Source organism: Mesorhizobium sp. M0040 (assembly GCF_040323505.1).
GTDB lineage: Bacteria > Pseudomonadota > Alphaproteobacteria > Rhizobiales > Rhizobiaceae > Mesorhizobium.
Window position 1 is genome coordinate 59,223 of record NZ_JAMYVA010000005.1, and the last position, 20,757, is coordinate 79,979.

General features: G+C 63.1%; 16 protein-coding genes and 1 riboswitch. Of the genes, 6 read left to right on the forward strand and 10 right to left on the reverse strand.

The features are described from left to right. Window positions 1-21: 21 nt before the first annotated feature. Window positions 22-1,035, reverse strand: coding sequence for a thiamine ABC transporter substrate binding subunit (gene thiB / locus NKJ91_RS06435; RefSeq protein ID WP_352454878.1), 1,014 nt, complete (start codon window positions 1,033-1,035; stop codon window positions 22-24). 43 nt (window positions 1,036-1,078) lie between these two features. Next, window positions 1,079-1,193: riboswitch (TPP riboswitch) on the reverse strand. A 127-nt stretch (window positions 1,194-1,320) separates the two neighbouring features. Between thiB and NKJ91_RS06440 the strand changes: the two genes are divergently transcribed. From NKJ91_RS06440 to NKJ91_RS06455, 4 genes are all read left to right on the forward strand, one after another. Further along, window positions 1,321-1,965, forward strand: a complete 645-nt coding sequence (locus NKJ91_RS06440; RefSeq protein WP_352454879.1) for a thiamine diphosphokinase — start codon at window positions 1,321-1,323, stop codon at window positions 1,963-1,965. A 15-nt stretch (window positions 1,966-1,980) separates the two neighbouring features. Continuing rightward, window positions 1,981-3,801, forward strand: a complete 1,821-nt coding sequence (locus NKJ91_RS06445) for an ABC-F family ATP-binding cassette domain-containing protein (RefSeq protein WP_352454880.1) — start codon at window positions 1,981-1,983, stop codon at window positions 3,799-3,801. 138 nt (window positions 3,802-3,939) lie between these two features. After that, the gene (locus NKJ91_RS06450; protein ID WP_502894507.1) at window positions 3,940-4,101 is read left to right on the forward strand and encodes a type II toxin-antitoxin system CcdA family antitoxin; all 162 of its coding nucleotides are present in this window, start codon (window positions 3,940-3,942) and stop codon (window positions 4,099-4,101) included. Further along, the gene (locus NKJ91_RS06455; RefSeq protein WP_352454881.1) at window positions 4,101-4,400 is read left to right on the forward strand and encodes a CcdB family protein; all 300 of its coding nucleotides are present in this window, start codon (window positions 4,101-4,103) and stop codon (window positions 4,398-4,400) included. The genes NKJ91_RS06450 and NKJ91_RS06455 overlap by 1 nt, the downstream gene beginning before the upstream one ends. A 31-nt stretch (window positions 4,401-4,431) precedes the next feature. On the opposite strand, the gene NKJ91_RS06460 is transcribed toward NKJ91_RS06455, so the two are convergent. Together NKJ91_RS06460 and NKJ91_RS06465 are read right to left on the reverse strand one after the other, a co-directional pair. Further along, window positions 4,432-6,102, reverse strand: a complete 1,671-nt coding sequence (locus tag NKJ91_RS06460; RefSeq protein ID WP_352454882.1) for a hypothetical protein — start codon at window positions 6,100-6,102, stop codon at window positions 4,432-4,434. A 72-nt stretch (window positions 6,103-6,174) separates the two neighbouring features. Then, window positions 6,175-7,473: an adenylosuccinate synthase gene (locus tag NKJ91_RS06465; RefSeq protein WP_352454883.1), complete on the reverse strand. Its 1,299-nt coding sequence runs from the start codon at window positions 7,471-7,473 to the stop codon at window positions 6,175-6,177. A 320-nt stretch (window positions 7,474-7,793) separates the two neighbouring features. Between NKJ91_RS06465 and NKJ91_RS06470 the strand changes: the two genes are divergently transcribed. Next, window positions 7,794-8,696, forward strand: coding sequence for a DMT family transporter (locus tag NKJ91_RS06470; protein WP_352454884.1), 903 nt, complete (start codon window positions 7,794-7,796; stop codon window positions 8,694-8,696). 59 nt (window positions 8,697-8,755) lie between these two features. Here the strand turns inward: NKJ91_RS06470 and serA are convergent, their stop codons facing one another. The 5 genes from serA to glmM all read right to left on the reverse strand — a co-directional run bounded on the left by serA (window position 8,756) and on the right by glmM (window position 15,185). Next, window positions 8,756-10,357 carry a phosphoglycerate dehydrogenase gene (serA, locus tag NKJ91_RS06475; protein ID WP_352454885.1) on the reverse strand — a complete coding sequence of 534 codons (1,602 nt, stop codon included), beginning with the start codon at window positions 10,355-10,357 and terminating at the stop codon, window positions 8,756-8,758. 68 nt (window positions 10,358-10,425) lie between these two features. Next, window positions 10,426-11,601 carry a phosphoserine transaminase gene (locus NKJ91_RS06480; RefSeq protein ID WP_352454886.1) on the reverse strand — a complete coding sequence of 392 codons (1,176 nt, stop codon included), beginning with the start codon at window positions 11,599-11,601 and terminating at the stop codon, window positions 10,426-10,428. Between the two features lie 182 nt (window positions 11,602-11,783). Next, window positions 11,784-12,533, reverse strand: coding sequence for an outer membrane beta-barrel protein (locus tag NKJ91_RS06485; protein ID WP_352454887.1), 750 nt, complete (start codon window positions 12,531-12,533; stop codon window positions 11,784-11,786). Window positions 12,534-12,767: 234 nt separating this feature from the next. Next, window positions 12,768-13,607 (reverse strand): outer membrane protein, encoded by an 840-nt coding sequence (locus NKJ91_RS06490; protein ID WP_352454888.1) that lies wholly within the window; start codon window positions 13,605-13,607, stop codon window positions 12,768-12,770. 225 nt (window positions 13,608-13,832) lie between these two features. After that, window positions 13,833-15,185 carry a phosphoglucosamine mutase gene (gene glmM, locus NKJ91_RS06495; RefSeq protein WP_352454889.1) on the reverse strand — a complete coding sequence of 451 codons (1,353 nt, stop codon included), beginning with the start codon at window positions 15,183-15,185 and terminating at the stop codon, window positions 13,833-13,835. Between the two features lie 868 nt (window positions 15,186-16,053). Here glmM and NKJ91_RS06500 point away from each other — a divergent pair. Continuing rightward, entirely contained in the window at window positions 16,054-16,716 is a 663-nt protein-coding gene (locus NKJ91_RS06500; protein ID WP_352621115.1) for a hypothetical protein, read from the forward strand. 572 nt (window positions 16,717-17,288) lie between these two features. Here the strand turns inward: NKJ91_RS06500 and ftsH are convergent. Continuing rightward, a complete protein-coding gene (gene ftsH / locus NKJ91_RS06505; protein ID WP_023677989.1) occupies window positions 17,289-19,214 on the reverse strand; it encodes an ATP-dependent zinc metalloprotease FtsH in 1,926 nt (641 codons plus the stop codon). Window positions 19,215-19,319: 105 nt separating this feature from the next. Further along, on the reverse strand, window positions 19,320-20,750 hold the full coding sequence (gene tilS / locus NKJ91_RS06510) for a tRNA lysidine(34) synthetase TilS (RefSeq protein ID WP_352455030.1): 1,431 nt from the start codon (window positions 20,748-20,750) through the stop codon (window positions 19,320-19,322). Window positions 20,751-20,757: the final 7 nt, after the last annotated feature.

Here is a 20,757-nt window from a genome sequence, read left to right on the forward strand (position 1 = left end):
ACATCCGACGAGGCTTGAGCCCTACTTGCTCATCGCCGCAAGCCACTCATCGACCCAGGCCTTGCGGTTGGCCGCGACGTCTTCCGGGCTGAACAGCAAGGTCTTGGTCGGCTTGACCAGCTTGTCGAACGCCGGGTTGAGCGGCTTGTCGGTTTTGCCGGCCGGGAACATCCAGTTGGTTTCGGGAATGACATCCTGAAATTTCGGTCCGGTCATGAAGGCAATGAACTTTTCTGCCAGCGGGTTCTTCGCACCCTTGGTGGTGATCCCCGCAACCTCGATCTGCAGATATTCGCCCTCCTCGAAGGACGCCGCCTGGTAGCGCTCGGTGTTTTCGGCGACCATGTGGTAGGCCGGCGAGGTGGTGTAGGACAGCACCATCGGCGCCTCGCCCTTGGTGAACAGGCCGTAGGCCTCGCTCCAGCCCGGCGTTACCGTCAGCACCTTCGCCTTGAGTTTGGCCCAGGCTTCCGGCGCCTTGTCGCCATAGACCGACTTGACCCACAGCAGCAGGCCAAGGCCCGGCGTCGAGGTGCGCGGATCCTGGATGACGATCTTCTCTCCGGCATCGCCCTCGACCAATTCCCTGAGGCTCTTCGGCGGGCTCTTCAGTTTTTCGGTATCGTAGACGACGGCGAAATAGCCATAGTCGAACGGCACGAAAATATCGTCGCTCCAGCCGCCCGGCACACTGACGCCCGACACGGTGCCGTGCAGCGAAAACAGGCCGGTTGCCTTGGCGTCGGCGGTTAAGTTGGTATCGAGGCCAAGTACGATGTCGGCCTTGGTCGCGGCGCCTTCCAGCTTCACACGGTTGAGCAGCGCCACGCCGTCGGCGACCGAGACGAATTCGACGACGCAACTGCATTCGGCCTCGAAGGCCTTCTTCACCGCCGGTCCCGGACCCCAATCGGCGGTGAAGCTTTCATAGGTATAGACCGTCAGTCTATCCTGTGCCGATGCCTGCCCTGGCAGGGCGAGCGCGGATGCCGCAAGCAGGACAATTGAGACAAGAGAGTGGAAAAAACTGCGCATCGGCGCCTCCTTCGTTCGCGTTGAAAGGAATTGAGGCGTCGGGCTGTCCGAAACGTCTAATCCCTCCGCCGGTACAAACCGGATCAGGTTCAGCGGGTTGGCAGTCTTGCCTCTCAGCCGGTCCGCGAAAATCGCGTCCGGCACCCCGTTAGAGCGTTGCGACACATAGGCCCGGCCGAAGTGCTGCGCAAGCGGAAGTTTGCCGGGCATCCAAAGCCCAGCCTTCCGTTTCGTCTGCCGTTTCATCTTCCGTTTCCGGGGCAGGGCTGGTAAGGGCCACGAGATATGAGCACATTCACCATCCTGCTTGGCGGCGATCTCATCCGCACGCCGCTGCTCGACCGCCAGGTCGAAGGCTCGCGCGTCATCGCCGCCGATGCCGGCATCGGTCATGCCCGCATGCTGGGCCTGAGGCCGGAACTCTGGGTCGGCGATTTCGATTCGGTGCCTGCCGATTTGCCGGAGGATCTGGCCGCCGTGCCACGGCAGGTGTTTCCCGCCGAAAAAGACAAGACCGACGGTGAACTCGCTATCGCCGCCGCACTCGAACGTGGTGCGACCAGCCTTGTGCTCGCAGGCGCCTTCGGCGGCAAACGTACCGACCACATCTTCCTGCATCTGGCGCTGAGCGTCCGGCTGGCGGAAGGCGGAACGGAAGTGCTTTTGACCAGCGGCGCACAGGAAGGCATTCCTTTGCTGCCTGGAAAGACTGGCTTCGACTATGTCGACGGCACGCTGTTTTCGGTGCTCGGCTTTTCGGATCTCGCCGGCCTGACAGTCACCGGCGCCAAATGGCCGCTCGACCATGTCGAGGTTGCGTTCGGCTCGTCGCTGACCATTTCCAACGAGGTCAGGGGCCGGTTGGAAATCGCGCTGGCCAGCGGCCGCGCGCTGCTGCTCGCACATCCCTATCCTCTTCCGGAAAGCTGAGCCCAGAAAGCCGACATGGCGCCGCCAATTCTCAATCTCGACGGGATAAAGCTGACCTTTGGCGGCACGCCGCTGCTAGACGGTGCCGCCCTGACGGCCTCAGTTGGCGACAAGATCGCCCTGGTCGGCCGCAACGGCTCTGGCAAGTCGACGCTCCTCAAGATCGCCGCCGGGCTGATCGAACCGCAGGACGGCGAAGTCTTCCGCCAGCCTTCGGCGACCGTGCGCTACTTGCCGCAAATGCCCGACATGGACGGCTTTGCGACTGTCCGCGCCTATGTCGAGGCGGGGCTCGGGCCGGCCGACGATCCCTACCGCGCCACCTATCTGATGGAGCATCTCGGCCTGACCGGCGAGGAACGGCCGAACGACCTCTCCGGCGGCGAGGCGCGGCGCGCCGCCCTCGCCCGCGTCATGGCGCCGGAGCCCGACATTCTCCTCCTCGATGAGCCGACCAATCATCTTGACCTTTCGGTCATCGAATGGCTGGAGGAGGAGCTTGCCCGCACCTCCTCGGCACTGGTCGTCATCTCGCATGACCGCCGTTTTCTCGAGCGCGTGTCACGCGCCACAATCTGGCTCGACCGCGGCCAGACCCGCCGTCTCGACAAGGGCTTTGGCTATTTCGAGGAATGGCGCGACACGGTGCTGGAGGAGGAAGAGCGCGAGCAGCACAAGCTCGGTCGCCAGATCGTGCGCGAGGAGCACTGGCTGCGCTATGGCGTGACGGCAAGGCGCAAGCGCAACATGCGCCGGCTCGGTGAGTTGCAGACCATGCGCCAGCGCTTTCGCGGCCATCGCGGCGCCGAGGGTGCGGCGACGATGACAGCCAGCGACGCCGCCGAATCCGGCAAGCTGGTGATCGAAGCCAAGAACATCGAGAAGAGCTTTGGCGATCTGACCGTGGTCAAGGGATTCTCGACCCGCATCCAGCGCGGCGATCGCGTCGGTCTGGTCGGGCCGAACGGCGCCGGCAAGACGACGCTGTTGAAGATGCTGACCGGCGAATTGAAGCCGGACGCGGGCACGGTGCGGCTCGGCACAAATCTGGAGATCGCCACGCTCGACCAGAAGCGCGAAGCCGTCGACCCGCAGGAGACATTGGCGCAGTATCTCACCGACGGGCGCGGCGAGAACCTCGTCATCAATGGCGACCAGCGCCACGTCGTCTCTTACATGAAAGACTTCCTGTTCAAGCCGGAACAGGCGCGCACGCCGGTGCGCGAGCTTTCGGGCGGCGAGCGGGCACGGCTGATTCTCGCACGCGTTTTGGCGCGGCCGGCAAACCTGCTTGTGCTCGACGAGCCGACCAACGACCTCGATATGGAGACGCTGGAGCTGCTGCAGGAATTGGTCGCCGGCTTTGCCGGCACGGTGATCCTGGTCAGCCACGATCGCGATTTCCTCGACCGCACCGTGACCAGCATCATCGCGCCGGATGGCGACGGCCGCTGGATCGAATATGCCGGCGGCTATTCCGACATGCTGGCGCAGCGCGGCGGCACCAGGCTGGACGACCGCAGAGCGCGGCCAAAAGCAGAAGCCGGTGAAGCGACGGCGGCAAGCAGGAACGAAGCGGCCGCACCGAAGGGCCCGGCCAAGAAACTGTCGTTCAAGCAGAAATTCGCGCTGGAAACCTTACCCAAGAAGATCGAGGCGGTGTCGGCCTCGATCTCGCGGCTGGAGAACAACATCGCCGATCCGGCCTATTACGAGCGCGACCCGGCCTCGTTCCAGAAGACGATTGCCGCGCTCGACAAGGAGCGCGTCACACTGGCAGCGCTCGAGGAGGAATGGCTGGAACTCGAGATGCTAAGGGAAGAGATGGAGGGATGAGAGGTTGCATGCACGCTCATATGCGCCTACATTATGCGCATAAATGGGAGCGGCTGTATGCTTCAATCGAATCCAAAAACCCAAAGAAAGTCGGTTAATACATCGATCGACTCCCGATTGATCGAGGATGCCAAGGCGTTGGGCATCAATATATCCCGCGCTGCGGAAGAGGGCATCGCCAAGGCGATTTCGGCCGAAAAAAACCGCCGGTGGCAGGAGGAAAACAAGGAAGCGATCGACAGTTCGAATGACTATGTCAGGCGCAACGGCTTGCCTCTGGCCAAGCACCGGCTGTTTTGATGGCACGTTATGATTTCTACCAGAGTGCCGAAGGCGACGGTTACCTTCTCGATGTCCAATCCGACCTTCTGGGACGGCTCGACACGAAGGTCGTCGTCCCGCTGATGCCAGCCAATAAGGCCCCAGTGCCGGGCCGCCGGCTAAACCCTATCTTCACCATCAACGGTAAGGACCATGTCATGGTCCCTCAATTCATGTCAGCCTTGATGACCTCTGAATTGCCCGTTGCCGAAGGAAATCTTTCTCGCCATCACGACGACATCGTGAGCGCGCTCGACATGCTGTTCCAAGGCTTCTGAGCCAGAGAAGCGTTGGGCTGGTGAGCCGACCTCACCCCGCCGTCTTTGTCTGCCAGGCCTTTAGCGCCTCGTCGAACACCTTCTCGCCTGGAATGCCCTTTTCCATGGTGAGCAGCGCCCGCCGCCCGGTCTTGTAGACGACCGGCACGTCGATCCAGTCCTGACCTCTGAGCAAGGTCAGATTGGCGTCTTCATCCGCCTTGGTATCGTTGAGCGCAACCAGGAAGAAACCGTCGGCGATCTTGGCCGGGATGCCGATCAGCGGGCTTCCGGCATCCTGCTCGGAGCCCTTCATGGCGACACGCAGGATGTTGTCGACGCCGCCGCCCTCGAAGCCGTCAGGCGTCAGGAAGATCATCTCGATAATATGGCTGGCCGGCAGCGTCTGGTCGGTGTTGCGACGGATCGTCATGCGCAACTGGATATCCTTGCCTGGAATGGTCGCCTCGGCGCGGATCGCCGGCTCGGGCGGCAGGTCGCCGCCGGGCGATTCCTGCACCAGCGACCAGACGATGTTGCCGGGCTCGGCCGAGCCTTGAGCGGTGCTGGTGCGCTCCTCGTAGAAGATCGCCTTCTGGCCGACGGCCAACGTGGCTTGCGGCGGAACTGCCGTTGGTGCCGCTGCCGGTGCGGGCGGCGGGGCGGCCGCTGCAGGCGCTGCTGCCCCGTTGGCGGGCGGCGTTGCGGGAGTTGGTGCAGCGGACCCATCGACTGCTGGAGCATTGGCCGTGGCTTGCGTGTCGGCGGGTGCGGCCGGTGCCGGCGCGGCGGGTGCCGGGGTGGTCGGCGCTTGTGCGGCCGATGGCGGCGTGGTCAGTGCGGCGACGGATTCGCCTTCGCCGATGCCCGCCTGCCCGGCCGCGGGGCCGGGATCGACTTCGTGGCCCTCGGGCGTCAGGCGTTGCGTGAACTTCGCGCCCTCGCCGGCCTCCGTCGGAGGCGCGGCGGCCGGTACGGCCGCATCGGCCTCCGGCTTGGCCGGGGCTGATTTTACCAGCGGTTCGGTGGCGACGGCTTTGGTCGAGTCGAGGCCGAGCATGCTGCCGAACGCATCCTTGTTCAGCCAGATGCCATAGCCACCACCGGCAATGACGAGCAAGGCAATGGCGGCGGCGATCACACCGCCATAGCTGCGCCTGCGCTCGGCAGGATGGAGCCGCTGGAACCTGTCCTCCGCGGGGCCGCCGTCGTTGGAAAAGTCGTCGCCCCGAAAAACGCCGTCTTGGCCGTCAGCCGTCGGAAGATCCATATCGGACGGCGGCGGACCAGCGCGCTCCTGAGAAAGAGCGACGGGCTGCGGCTTTTGCCAGTTCGGCGCCGCCTTGGCGGGCGTGGGCTGCCAGGCCGGCCCGGTCTTTGCCGACTCGGTCTTGGCCGGCTGCCATGCCGGCTCCGTCTTTGCTGGCTGTCGGATATGGCTGGACTGGTTCTTGTTGCGGTCGATGGAGGAGAAGATGTCCTCCAGTTCCGCCAGCGGGTCGGGAGGCGGCGCAGGCTTGGCATAGTCCCGCTCGACTTTGGCGATGGCGTCTTCCAGTGCACGCATCTGCCGGTCGACATCGGAAGGCGTCATCGTGGCCTTCTCTGCGAGTTGTTTCGCGATTGACGAACGGGCCCTGTCATAGACCCTGGCGCGCACTTCCGCCGACGGCTCACCGAGTTTATCGAGCGCCTTTTTCAGAATAGGAACAAAATCTACCATACGTCAGTCGACCTGCATTTGTTTCTGGGCCGGCCCCCGCAAATCAGCCGCAATGCCCGGAAGGCTGAGAAACTAGTCTTGAAACGGATCGGTCACAAGTATCGTGTCGTCCCGTTCAGGGCTGGTGGAAAGGAGTGCGACCGGCGCGCCGATCAGCTCTTCGATGTAGCGGACGTACTTCACTGCCTGGGCCGGCAGGTCGTTCCAGCTGCGCGCGCCGGCAGTGGTGCCTTTCCACCCCTCCAGCGTCTCGTAGACCGGTTCGACGCGGGCCTGCGCACCCTGGCTGGCCGGCAGGTAATCGATCGCCTCGCCGTCGAGTCGGTAGCCGGTACAGACCTTGATCTCGTCCAGCCCATCGAGCACATCGAGCTTGGTCAGCGCAATGCCCTTGATGCCGTTGACGGCGACGGCCTGGCGGACCAGCACGGCATCGAACCAGCCGCAGCGCCGCTTGCGGCCGGTGACGACGCCGAATTCATGGCCGCGCGTGCCCAGGAACTCGCCGATCTCGTTCTTCTGTTCGGTTGGAAACGGGCCTTCGCCGACGCGCGTCGTATAGGCCTTGGTGATGCCGAGCACATAGCCGATGGCGCCCGGCCCAACACCCGACCCGGCGGCGGCCTGACCGGCAACCGTATTGGACGAGGTGACGAACGGATAGGTGCCGTGGTCGATGTCGAGCAACGTGCCTTGCGCGCCCTCGAACAGGATGCGCTCGCCGGCGCGGCGCTTGTCGTCGAGGATTTTCCAGACGCGGTCCATATAGGGCAGGATCTCGTCGGCCACCGAGATCAGCTCGCTCATGATCGCCTCATGCGTGACGTCGGCATGGCCGAGCCCGCGCCGCAGCGCATTGTGGTGCGTCAGCAGCCTGTCGACCTTCAAGGGCAGCGTTTCCAAATCCGCCAAATCCATCACCCTGACCGCGCGCCGGCCCACCTTGTCTTCATAGGCGGGACCGATGCCGCGACGGGTCGTGCCGATCTTCGTTCCGGAATTGGAAGCGGCGTCCTCGCGAAATCCGTCCAGCTCCCGGTGCAAGGACAGGATAAGCGCGGTGTTTTCGGCTATTTTCAGGCGGTCTGGCGTCACCTCGACGCCCTGCGCCTTCAATTTCGCAACCTCCGCGACGAAAGCGTGCGGATCGAAGACGACGCCGTTGCCGATGATGGAAAGCTTGCCTTGCCGCACCACGCCGGACGGCAGCAGCGACAGCTTGTAGACCTTGCCGTCGACGACCAGCGTGTGGCCGGCATTGTGGCCGCCCTGGAAGCGCACGACAACATCGGCGCGCTCCGACAGCCAGTCTACGATCTTGCCTTTGCCCTCATCGCCCCATTGCGAGCCGACGACCACCACATTGGCCATATTTCTTTTCCCTTGAGACGCCGCCCGAGCAGCTTGAACAATTCGAAACGATAGGCCTCTATCGCATCGGCCCCCAAAATCGGAATCGATTTTCGGAAAAGCACGACGCGAGATTAAAGCCTTCCGACGCGTACTTTGTAGCGTCCAATTGCACGCACGTCGCTCTATAGCGTCAAGACCCGGCGAGCGCGACCACTCTTTGCCGCCCAAAACGCTCCGAGGCACAACAATTTTCGCCTTTGACATCATTTACTTGGGCTGGCGGTCGCAATAGGCCCACACCGACCGTCAAATTCCCTCTGCCTGGCCGGGAGTTCACGATGCATCGAGCCGCCTATCTGTTCCTGCTGTTCACCACCTTGCTGTGGGGCGGCAACTCCGTGGCGGGAAAGCTGGCGGTCGGTCATATCTCGCCGATGACGCTGGTCTTCCTGCGTTGGCTGCTGGCGGTTCTGATCCTGCTGCCGATCGGCTGGGGAACGCTACGCCAAGACTGGCCGGTGGTGCGCAGGCACTGGTTGCTGCTTGGCGGGCTCGGCGCTTGCGGCTTCGCCTTTTTCAATGCGATCTTCTATACGGCGCTCAACTACACGACGGCGATCAACGTCTCGATCGAGCAGGCGGCGATACCGATCGTGATCATCATCGCCAATTTCGTGCTGTTTCGCCTGCGGGTGAACCGGGTGCAGATAGCTGGCGTCGTGCTGACCATCATTGGCGTCGCGGTGACGGCGAGCCATGGCGACCTGCGCCAGCTTCTCAAGCTGGATCTCAACTTCGGCGACGCGATCATGCTGGTCGCCGTGCTTTGCTACTCCTTCTATTCGGTGGGGTTGCGGCTGAAGCCGGTCATCCGCTGGCAGAGCCTGATGCTGGCGCTGTCGGTTGCCGCACTCGTCACATCGCTGCCTTTCTTCCTGTGGGAGATTGCCGCCGGCAAGGTCATCGTCCCCGATGCCCGCGGCTGGGCGGTCGCGTTCTATACCGCTATCGGTGCTTCGGTCATCTCGCAGATCTTCTATATCAGGGGCAACGAGCTGATCGGCGCCAACCGGGCCGGCCTGTTCATCAATCTGGTGCCGATCTTCGGTACGCTGCTATCGGTGCTGATTGTCGGTGAGACATTCCAGCTCTATCAGGCGCTGGCTCTCGCGCTGGTGCTCGGTGGCATCAGCCTCGCCGAATACAGCGGACGGAAGATGGCGGCATCCGCTGCTGAATGAAGTCGCTTGCCGCGACGTTCCACCGCCCCGCGTGCTGCTGCACACGGGGCGACCGAATTTCAGGCTATCCCCACATCGAAATGCAGCCGCTTGGCGGAGTCGATCGACTTGTGCGAGCGCACCTGCGCCAACACGTTTTCCGGGAACGGCGCATCGAGATAGAGCAATGCGATGGCATCGCCGCCCGGCCGGTTGCGGCCGAGCTGGAAGTTGGCGATGTTGACGCCGTTCTCGCCGCACACCGTGCCGAGCAGGCCGATGATGCCGGGCGCGTCGGCATTGGTCGTGTAGAGCATGTGCTGGCCGACCTCTGCGTCGAGATTGATGCCCTTGATCTGGATGAAGCGCGGCTTGCCGTCCGAGAAACAGGTGCCGGCGATCGAGCGCGTCCTGTGCTCGGTCTTGACCGTCAGCTTGATATAGCCGTCGAACACGCCCGACTTGTCACGCTTGACCTCGGCGACGATAATGCCGCGCTCCTTCACCATGATCGGCGCCGACACCATGTTGACGTCGGAGACCTGCGGCCGGATCAGCCCGGCAAGGGTGGCACTGATCAGCGCGCGCGTGTTCATCGTCGCGGTCGAGCCGTCGAACAGTATCTCGACCTCCTTGATCGGATCCTCGGTGACCTGTCCGACAAAGGCGCCGAGCACTTCGGCAAGCTTGACGAAAGGTTTCAGCCGCGGCGCCTCTTCGGCGGTGATCGACGGCATGTTGATGGCGTTGGAAACGGCGCCCTTGATCAAATAGTCGGACATCTGCTCGGCGACATGCAGGGCGACATTCTCCTGCGCTTCGGTGGTCGACGCGCCGAGATGCGGCGTCGCCACGACATTGTCCATGCCGAACAGTGCGTTGTTGTCCGCCGGTTCGACCTCGAACACGTCGATGCCGGCGCCGGCCACCTTGCCGCTCTTCAGCGCCGCGATCAGGTCGGCCTCGACGATCAGCCCGCCACGGGCGCAGTTGATGATACGCACGCCGGTCTTCATCTTGGCGATCGCCGCGGCGTCGATGATGTTGCGCGTCTTGTCGGTAAGCGGCGTGTGCAGCGTGATGAAGTCGGCGCGGGCGAACAGCTCGTCGAGCTCGACCTTTTCGACGCCGAGCTCCTCGGCGCGGCTGTCCGACAGGAATGGATCGAAGGCGATGACATGCATCTTCAGGCCGACGCCGCGCGCAGCGACGATCGAACCGATATTGCCGCAGCCAATGATGCCCAGCGTCTTGCCGGTGATCTCGACACCCATGAAGCGGTTCTTTTCCCATTTGCCGGCGTGGGTCGAGGCGTTGGCCTCCGGTATCTGGCGGGCCAGCGCGAAGATCATGGCGACGGCATGCTCGGCGGTGGTGATCGAATTGCCGAAGGGCGTGTTCATCACGATGATGCCCTTGCGGCTCGCCGCCGGGATGTCGACATTGTCGACGCCGATGCCGGCGCGGCCCACGACCTTCAGCCTGGTCGCGGCGTTGATCAGCTTCTCCGTGACCTTTGTCGCCGAGCGGATGGCCAGCCCATCATACTGGCCGATCACTTCGAGCAGTTTTTCCTTGTCCTTGCCGAGATCCGGCAAATAGTCGACCTCGATGCCGCGATCCCTGAATATCTGCACGGCGGTGGTGGAAAGTTTGTCTGAGACGAGAACGCGGGGCGCCATGGCGGCCTCCTTCAATTATGATTTGATCCGTTTGGGGATGGGCGGCCCGAGAGCCGCCACAGGAAAACTCAGGCGGCTGCCTTCAGCGACGCCTTTTGCGCGGCAAAGGCCCAGTCGAGCCAGGGCAGCAGCGCTTCGAGATCGGAGGTCTCGACTGTCGCGCCGCACCAGATGCGCAGGCCGGGCGGTGCATCGCGGTAGGCGCCGATGTCGTAGGCGACGCCTTCCTTGTCGAGCACCGAGACAATTGCCTTGGCGAACGCAGCCTGTCCATCGGCGTCGAATGCAGCGACATCCGGATCGGTGAAGGAAAGGCAGACCGATGTGTTCGAACGCGTCGCCGGGTCTACGGCAAGATGGCCGAGCCAGGAAGATTTTCCGACAAAGCGATCGAGAACAGCGGCATTGGCATCCGCTCTGGTGACCAGCGCGTCGAGGCCGCCGATCGACTTCGCCCAGCGCAGCGCGTCGAGATAGTCCTCGACGCACAGCATCGACGGCGTGTTGATCGTCTCGCCCTTGAAGATGCCTTCGATCAGCTTGCCGCCCGAGGTGAGACGGAAGATCTTCGGCAGCGGCCGGGCCGGTTTGTAGCTTTCCAGCCGTTCCACGGCGCGCGGGCTGAGGATCAGCATTCCGTGCGCGCCCTCACCGCCCAGCACCTTCTGCCAGGAGAAGGTGACGACGTCGAGTTTCTGAAAATCGAGCTGTTGCGCAAAGGCCGCCGAAGTAGCGTCGCAGATGGTCAGGCCCTTGCGGGTGGCCGGGATGAAATCGCCGTTCGGCACGCGCACACCCGACGTCGTGCCATTCCAGGTGAAGACCACGTCGCGGTCGAAGTCGATTTTGGTCAGGTCCGGCAGTGCGCCGTAGTCCGCCTCTAACCTGCGAACATCGGCGAGTCTCAGCTGCTTGACCACATCGGTGACCCAGCCGGAGCCGAAGCTCTCCCAGGCGACCATGTCGACGCCGCGTTCGCCGAGCAGCGACCACAGCGCCATTTCGACCGCGCCGGTATCCGAGGCCGGCACGATGCCGATGCGGTAATCCGCCGGAACCTGGAGGATTTCCCGGCTCAGCTCGATCGCTTGTTCGAGCTTGGTCTTGCCGATCTTGGCGCGGTGCGAGCGCCCGAGCGCGGCATTTTTGAGCGCCTCGACCGACCAGCCGGGGCGTTTTGCACAGGGACCTGAGGAAAAATTGGGATTTGCCGGACGGAATCCGGGCTTCGTATGCGTGGTCATCGTGGTCTATCCTTCCAGATAGTGGCCCCTCGTTGGGGAGGGGTGGCCCACGGATGGCGATATGCGTTCAGGCTTTCGGCGTCAAGGGGAAAGTTTTTGTCGCTGTCAGGATATTGCCGGGGGCCAAACGCAAACGGCGGGCCTGCGACCCGCCATTGTCAACGCCTCGGCTTCGATCGAGCCTACCAGAGATCGTAGCGTAGTCCGACTTTGACTTGATGATTGTTGATCCCTTTGCGGATCGGAAAAGAAGTCAGACTCTCGGCAGTCACATATTCGGCGTCTGGCGCGGAAAAATACTGATAGCCCAGATCGACTGAGACGTTCTTGGACACTTGGTACGCAAGCCCGGCATTCAGCGTGTAGGCGAAGGAGTACTGGGTCTTGTTGTCGTGCCGGACGAAATCGTCGGTGGGGTCGGCGTTGTCGGTGAAGTAGCTCGCCGACAGGCGACGCTTGCTCTGCACGACACCGACACCGGCGCCGAGATAAGGTGTGATTCCGACATAGGTGCCAAGGTCGACATAGCCGTTGAGTATGCCTGAGAAGGCATAGTTCTTCAGGGTCGCCGATGCCACGGTTGTTCCGTCGTTATAGCCGACGTCGATCTTGTTGCCGGGAAGATATCCGACATTGAGATCGGCGCGCAGATAGTCGTTGAAATGGTAGCCGAAGCCAATGCTGGCGAAGATGGGATCTTCCTTTTCGTCGAAGCTCGCGGGTGTGAAGGCGAAATCCTCATCCTTGAAGCTCTTCTGCACTAGATAGGAGACATCGCCGCGCAGATACCATCCCGAGCCAACCTCGACCGGTACATAGTCGGGCGCCTGGTCGACATAGACCGGCGGATCGTAATCGGCGCCAAGCGCCGGCGTCAGCGGCATCAGGATGACTGCTGCAAGCGCCAGTGCAACAGGCGATTTGGATGTCATGGTCCTCGGCTCCCGAACTTGGCGCATTCGCGATCGCGCGCGCCGTTTCAGACAGCATTGTTAACCATAGTGGTTAAGTGCGGGTTAAGGATAACAAGGCGTTAGCAATTGATTTGATCCGTTTTCGCTCCTCGAGCTGGACGGTGTTACAGAGCAACGCAGCATCTTTAGGCAGCCAAACGAAACCGCCCGGCATCAGCCGGGCGGTCGACGAATTCCTCGATTTCGAAGCGACTACTTCGTGTAGACCGGCTCGGGTTCCGGGACGTAAGGCTCCGGCGGCGCGCAGTCCGACCTGCCGAACTGGTAGCGCAGGCCGCCGCGCACTTCGTGCACGTTGATGCCGCGGTCATAGCCCGGGCCGACATTGCTATCCGAAGCGTAGTCGAACATCTTGCCGCCATTGATGTGGCTGAAGCGGTAGCCGACGTCGAGTTTGACGCGGTCGGTCAGGCAGTAGGAGGCGCCCGCCATGGCAGCATAGGCAAAACGCCAGCCTTTGCCGCCGTGATGCTCGAACTCGCCGTCATCGTCGACGTTGTGGAGTGTATCCCACTTAACCCAGGCGCCGCCGATGCCGGCACCGACATAAGGCGTGACGCCATGCCAGGTGCCGATGTCGACATAGGCGTTGGCCAAGAGCAGCAGCGCCGAATAGGACGAGGTGTCGACGGATGTGCAAGGAGTTTGTAATACGCCGCAGAAGCCGTTGGTCGAGCCGCGGAATTTGGACTTGCTCATCCAGTCCAAGGTGAGATCGGTGCGGAAATGCTCGTCGATCTGGTAACCAACACCGCCGCCGGCCGAGAAGGCGCCATCCAGCTTGCCTGTATCGAACTTGCCGGGACTCTGGGGCGCCACACCGTAGGTGATGTAGTCGCCACCACGAAACTTCGACCAGTGATAGTCGATGTCGCCACGGATATACCAGCCGCCAAAGTCGGCCGGCTGCTCGTAGGCAACCGGTGGCGGCGCCTCCTCGACGACGGGCGGCTCGACGAAATCGGCGGCGAATGCCGGCCCGGCGCCGGCAAACAGCGCGGCCAGGAGAGCCATTCTTGCTGTGTTGAACATGCTTATCACCCCTGAGAACCCTCGAACGGCGAACGCGCCCGAAATGTGATTGACCTCAGTTGTGGATAATGAATCGGAAAGGTTAAAAGGCGTTTAACCGTATTGATTAACCACGAATCTCTAAAAGTGGAGCAATCTGGCGGCCGTTGCTGCAGGCGAGCTGGCCGCGACCCAATAAAAAAGCCCGCCGGCAAGGCGGGCCTTTGAACCGATGTTGGAGGGAGATCAGGCGGCACTGCGCGTTTCCGAAATGACCTCGACGATGTCGTTGACCACGGACTCGACAAGCTGCGGGTCGTCGCCCTCCGCCATGACGCGGATGAGCGGCTCCGTGCCGGATGGCCGGATGACCAGGCGCCCGGCCTTGCCGAGGCGATTGCGCGCATCTTCGATCGCCGCCTTGACCGGCGCCTCCTCCAGCGGCTTGCCGCCGGAAATATGCACATTCTTCAAAAGCTGCGGCACCGGCTCGAATTTCTTCGACAGTTCGCTGACCGGCCGGTTATGCCGCTTGATGCAGGCGAGCACCTGGAGCGCCGAGACGAGGCCGTCGCCGGTGGTCGAGAAATCGGACAGCACGATGTGGCCCGACTGTTCGCCGCCGACATTGAGTCCATGGGCACGCATGTGCTCGACGACATAGCGGTCACCGACCTTGGTGCGATGCAACTGCAGGTTCATGTCGCCGAGGAAGCGTTCGAGGCCGAGATTGGACATCACCGTCGAGACGACGCCGCCGCCGGCCAGCCGTCCGTTCTGGTGCCAGGATTCGGCGATCAGTGCCATGATCTGGTCGCCATCGACGATCGCGCCGTTTTCATCGACGATGACGACGCGGTCGGCATCGCCGTCGAGCGCAATGCCGATATCGGCGCGCACCTCGTGCACCTTCTTTTGCAGGCCGGCCGGATGAGTCGAGCCGCATTCCTTGTTGATGTTGAAGCCGTTGGGCTCGACATTGATGGCAACGACCTCGGCGCCGAGTTCCCACAGCGCGTCGGGCGCCACCTTGTAGGCGGCGCCATTGGCGCAATCGACGACGATGCGCAGGCCCGACAGCGACATCGAGCGCGGCAGCGTGCGCTTGGCGAATTCGATATAGCGGTCATGCACGCCGTCGACGCGTTTGGCGCGGCCGAGCCCATCGGAATCGGCGAGCGCCAGTTCGATATCCTTGTCGAGCATCCCCTCGATACGCTCCTCGATCTCATCGGACAGCTTGTAGCCATCGGGACCGAACAGCTTGATGCCGTTGTCGTAATAGGGGTTGTGCGAGGCAGAGATCATCACCCCGATATCGGCGCGCAGCGAGCGCACCAGCATGGCAACAGCCGGCGTCGGAATCGGGCCGAGCAGGAAGACATCCATGCCGGCGGCGCACAGGCCGGATACCATCGCGTTCTCGATCATGTAGCCGGAAAGCCTGGTATCCTTGCCGAGCACGACGCGGTGGCGGTGGCTGCCGCGCTGGAAGGAGAGGCCGGCGGCCATGCCGACCCGCATGGCGACCTCGGCCGTCATTGGAAACTTGTTGGCTCGCCCACGAATGCCGTCCGTACCGAAATAATGTCCTGCCATGTTCGCCAGCTTCCCGATGGTTCTTTCCGAGCATCTCATGCCATAAAATGGCCCAAGCCCCGTCATCACATTGTATGATTATGGACGACCAATCCTTAGAAAATTATTGTTTTGTGTGTTTTGCGTCACGCTAGTGTGTTGATTTTCAAGTTCCGAGCCCTTGTTGCGGCAGGAACATCAGAAACGTCAACTCAAACCTCATCTGGATCCTTGTGGCAGTGTGGCCTTGAACCCGAATCCGCATCGTGCTGCTCCAGACAGCGGTAGGCTCAGGTCCGCCGCACCCGCCGATTTGACTGGCTGTCATGCGGCGCAGTGTCCTCGCTGGGAGCCAGCCATATGCGCGCTCTCCGTGCAATGCACCCGGACGAACTTGGCCGGGAGACAGTCCCGGCAACGAATTCATCACCTTAAAGAAAAGAATGCACTTCTAAATTTGTCTCTACGCTACTTAGCATCTGGCGCAACCAGCCGTTGAGCGCTATTGCTGCACTGGGACATATCATGAACCGCCGTAGGGAGAAAACGCATGCTCATCCACCGACTTGCTACTTTGACGGGTCTTGCCGTCGCGACCTTATTCCTGCCCGCGCCTGCCAACGCGCTGACCATGGCCGAGTGCAGCACCAAGTATAACGCGGCCAAGGATGCGGGAACGCTTGGCGGGCAGAACTGGAACCAGTTCCGCAAGGCCCAATGCGGCACCGATGCCACCGCCGCTACAACCGAACCCGCGCCAGCCAAAGCCACGGCCAAGGCCGCCGACACGACCAAGGCAGCCGCCGCCGACGATGCGGCGCCGGGCCTGACGGCGAAGGAGTGCAGCACCAAATACCAGGCCGCCAAGGCTGCCGGCACGCTCAACGGCATGAAGTGGAACGATTTCCGCAAGACCCAGTGCGCCGCCGGCGCGACGGCAGCCGCACAACCCGCCGCCACGACCAAAGCAGCGGCGGCCAGCAGCGATGACGCGGCGCCTGGGCTGACGGCCAAGGAATGCAGCACCAAATACCAGGCCGCCAAGGCTGCCGGCACGCTCAACGGCATGAAATGGAACGACTTCCGCAAGAGTGAATGCGCCGCTGGCGCAACTGCCGCCGCACAGCCTGCCGCGGCACCTGCCAAGGCGACGACAGCCGCCGCGACCGATACCGGCAAAGGCCTCAGCATGGCGGATTGCAGCGCCAAATATCAGGCTGCCAAGGCCGGCAACACGCTGAATGGCATGAAGTGGAACGACTTCCGCAAGAGCCAATGCGGCGCCGGCGCAGCCGACGACGACACCCTGCCGGCTCCCGATGCCAAGTACACCGGCGATCCGCAACCGCCGACCATCACCGCCCCCCAGGGTGTGAAATTCCCGACGGCGATCTCCAAGAAGTATGCAACCGAGACCCCGGCCAAGGGCCGCATGCACACCTGCCTCGACCTCTACTACGCCAACAAGGACGCCAACACGCTGGGCGGCCTCAGGTGGATCCAGAAAGGCGGCGGCTTCTACAGCCTCTGCAACGCCAAGCTGAAGAGCTGACCGGCGCCACCATCCGACGACATGAGCCCGCGAGCCGCAAGGTTCGCGGGCCTTTTTGTTGCTGCCGAACACACGTGCGAGGAGCGCCATCCGCGCGCAGGCGGCGCCGCTGCCAATCTGCCCCTCGTGGGGGAGATGTCCGGCAGGACAGAGGGGCCCTGTCCGCCGACATCGATGGTCGCCAGCACGCGCGACGCTTGGTCGAAAAGGAGCCTGAAATAAAAAACCCGCCTCCGTGGGCGGGTCGGCGGCGCCAATTGGCACCATACTCAAATTAGTAGCATATCTGCCGGCACAAAGCAAGAACAAAATGTGGCGCCGCCGGCAAAAATGCGAGCTTCATTCTCCGGCGCGCCTTGTCGATCTCCCGAAGTCGTCAACGAGGACGATAGAAGGCCCATTCCTTCGCGCCCCTCTCTGTCCTGCCGGACATCTCCCCCACGAGGGGGGAGATTGGCCGTCATCGTCACTTTCGCCAATTTCCAGCGATGCAGGAAGGGTCGCATTCCCCAAGAGAAAACGCCGCGGTTAGAGCCGCGGCGTTTCGAAGTCGATCTGTCCTGGGCCGGAGCCTAGCTTGATGGCTGGGGTTCCATGCCGCCTTCGGGCTCGGGGCCTTTCTTGCGGCGGCCGGACTTCGGCACGGCCGAGCCGCGGCTCGGCGGCGTGTCGTCGCCAAGGTCGCGCGCGGGCTTATTGCCGGCGATCAGCTGCTTGATCTCCTCGCCGGACAGCGTCTCGTATTCGAGCAGGCCCTGCGCCAGCGCGATCCATTCCTTCTTTTTCTTGGTCAGGATGGACCTTGCCGTCGAATAGGCCTCGTCGATCAGCCGGCGCACTTCGGCGTCGATGATCTGCGCCGTCTCTTCCGAGATGTTCTGCGTGCGCGCCACCGAATGGCCGAGGAACACCTCCTCCTGGTTATCGCCATAGGCGACATGGCCGAGCTTGTCGGAGAAGCCCCAGCGCGTCACCATGGCGCGCGCCAGCTTGGTCGCCTGCTCGATATCGGAGGAGGCGCCCGAGGTGATGTTCTCTTTGCCGAATTTGAACTCCTCGGCGACACGGCCGCCCATCATGATGGCGAGGCGCGAGATCATGTATTTGTAGCTCATCGAATAGCGGTCGCCTTCCGGCAGCTGCATGACCATGCCGAGTGCCCGGCCGCGCGGGATGATGGTCGCCTTGTGCAGCGGATCGGCCGACGGCACGTTGAGCGCCAGGATGGCATGACCGGCCTCATGATAGGCGGTCAGCTCCTTCTCGGCCTGCGTCATCGCCGACGAGCGGCGCTCGGCGCCCATCATGATCTTGTCCTTGGCGTCCTCGAATTCGGCCATGGTGACGAGGCGCTTGTTGCGCCGCGCCGCCATCAGGGCGGATTCGTTGACCAGGTTCATCAGGTCGGCGCCGGAAAAGCCCGGCGTGCCGCGCGCGATCACCTTGAGGTCGACATTGGGCGCCAGCGGCACGTTGCGCACATGCACTTTCAGGATCTTCTCGCGGCCGACGATGTCGGGGTTCGGCACCACCACCTGGCGGTCGAAGCGGCCCGGCCTCAGCAGCGCCGGATCGAGCACGTCTGGCCGATTGGTGGCGGCGATCAGGATGATGCTTTCGTTGGATTCGAAGCCATCCATCTCGACCAGCAGCTGGTTCAGCGTCTGCTCGCGTTCATCATTGCCGCCGCCGAGGCCGGCGCCGCGATGGCGGCCGACCGCGTCGATTTCGTCGATGAAGATGATGCAAGGCGCGTTCTTCTTGGCCTGGTCGAACATGTCGCGGACGCGGCTTGCGCCGACGCCGACGAACATCTCGACGAAGTCCGAGCCCGAAATGGTGAAGAACGGCACGTTGGCTTCACCCGCGACCGAGCGGGCGAGCAGCGTCTTGCCGGTTCCGGGAGGACCGACGAGCAGCACGCCGCGTGGGATCTTGCCGCCGAGCCGCTGGAATTTCTGCGGGTCGCGAAGGAACTCGACGATCTCTTCCAGATCTTCCTTGGCTTCGTCGACGCCGGCGACGTCCTGGAAGGTGACGCGGCCATGTGCTTCGGTCAAAAGCTTGGCCTTCGACTTGCCGAAGCCCATGGCGCGGCCGGAACCGGACTGCATCTGGCGCATGAAGAATATCCAGACGCCGAGGATGAGGATCATCGGCAGCCAGGAGATCAGGGTGCCGAACAGCGAATTGGAGCCGTCGGACTCAGGACGCGCATTGATGGTGACGTTCTTGTCCTGCAGCCGCGAAACCAGCGACGGGTCCCCAGGCGAATAGGTCTGGAAGCCGTTGGAACTGTCCGTGTAATTGCCGGAGATACGGGCGCCGGCGATGGTCACCGACTTGATCCGTCCCGCCGCGACTTCCTGCAGGAACTGCGAATAGGGAACATCGCTCGAGGCTCCACGCGTCTGCGGCGTCTGGAAAAGATTGAAGAGAGCGATGAGCAGGACCGCTATGATCGCCCAGAGCGCGAGGTTGCGATAATTCGGATTCATCAATTGTCCCGTTGGCGCCGCTGGGCGGACACGCGTCGTGAGAGGAAACTTGGCCCTAACATAGGGAGAGCGTTCCCCCTTGCCAAGCATAACAGCAGGTCTCGGTTAAGCATTCGCCCGTGGTAGGCCGGCACTGTGGCCACCGAATGGCGAGGCTGGAACCGGCGCCGCGTCAAGCAAGGCGGCGACGGCATCGGCCGGCGCCAGATCGAAGGACGGCAGGAAACGGGCGAAGGGCGCGACTGCCGGATATGCGGCGACAGCGGCCGGCATCGGGCCTTCCCCGGGCAAACCCGGGCCTTCCCCGAGCAAACCAAGGCATTCGCGATCCTGCCATAGCGCCGGCTCGGCGGCCAAGGCGGCACGTACAAGGCTTGCCGGCGTGCCATGCCCTTCAATTGCCCGCTTTGCGGCAAGAGCCGCCCCGAGCGGTGCTACCAACAGCGGCGCGATCAACAATGCACCTGAACTGTCGCCCAATGTGATCCGTCTGCGGCCGTCCCACAGGGCATTGTCGGAAACCGCAACAGCGGGCGGCAGATCCCGCAATTCGCGGTGCAGAAAGATGCCGGTACGCCGGGCATCGATCACGGTCCGCGACAATGTGGCACAAAGCGGCCCAGTGCGGAACCGGCCGAAAAGGGCTTCGCTGCGGGCCTGGTCGGGAAGGAAGGCGGTGCCGCCGGTCGCCGCCAGCAGGATGCGCAGCGCATAAATGGCCGCCCGGCTGTCGGCGGCCGTCGCAAAATCCCGGTCGAGGCGGACGAGGCCGGCGGCTGGCCTGGAGGCCAAGCTGCGGATCAGCATGGCCGCGCGATGTCCTAACTGCTCACGCTCGGCCGCCGCCTTTCTGGCCAGCGCTATCGCTTCAGCCACGCGAGGCGCACCATCGCCTTCGGCAAGTGCTGCGCGGACGCGCGGCCGCTCGAAAGCGGTGTCGGCATTGGTCGGATCTTCGATCCAGGCGACCTGTTCACGCCGCAGGAATCCGCGCAGCTCAGCACGCCTTATGCCGAGCAGCGGCCGCACGATCCAGTGCCGCCACTCGTAGAGGGTTGCCGGCGCCATGCCGGCAAGGCCCCGCCCTTCGTCGCGCGGCCTCTCCTCACCTGGCCCGTCGTCACGTGCTTGCCGCATCAGCACGGTCTCGGCCTGGTCGTCGGCGGTGTGGCCGGTCAGGATCAGGCCGATGTCTTCCGCGTCGGCGGCCTCGGCGAGCAGCCGGTATCGGGCTTCGCGCGCGGCGGCCGGCAGGCCGGTCGATGGTTTGTGCCCCGACCAGGAGAGGACGCGATGGGCAATGCCGCGCGCCGCGCACAGCCTGGCCACGGCTTGCGCTTCCGCTGCCGCTTGCGGCCGCAATTGGTGATCGATCGTTACCGCCAGCAATTTCGTTGCCGGGGCGTTACGGTCGAGATGGGCTTTGAGGAGGAGGAGAAGGGCGGTCGAGTCGCTGCCGCCGGACACGGCCGCAACAGCGCCGTTGGAAAAGTCGATCCGCGAAAAATCCGGAAGGTCAGGCTCGGTGTCGAGCATCATGCAT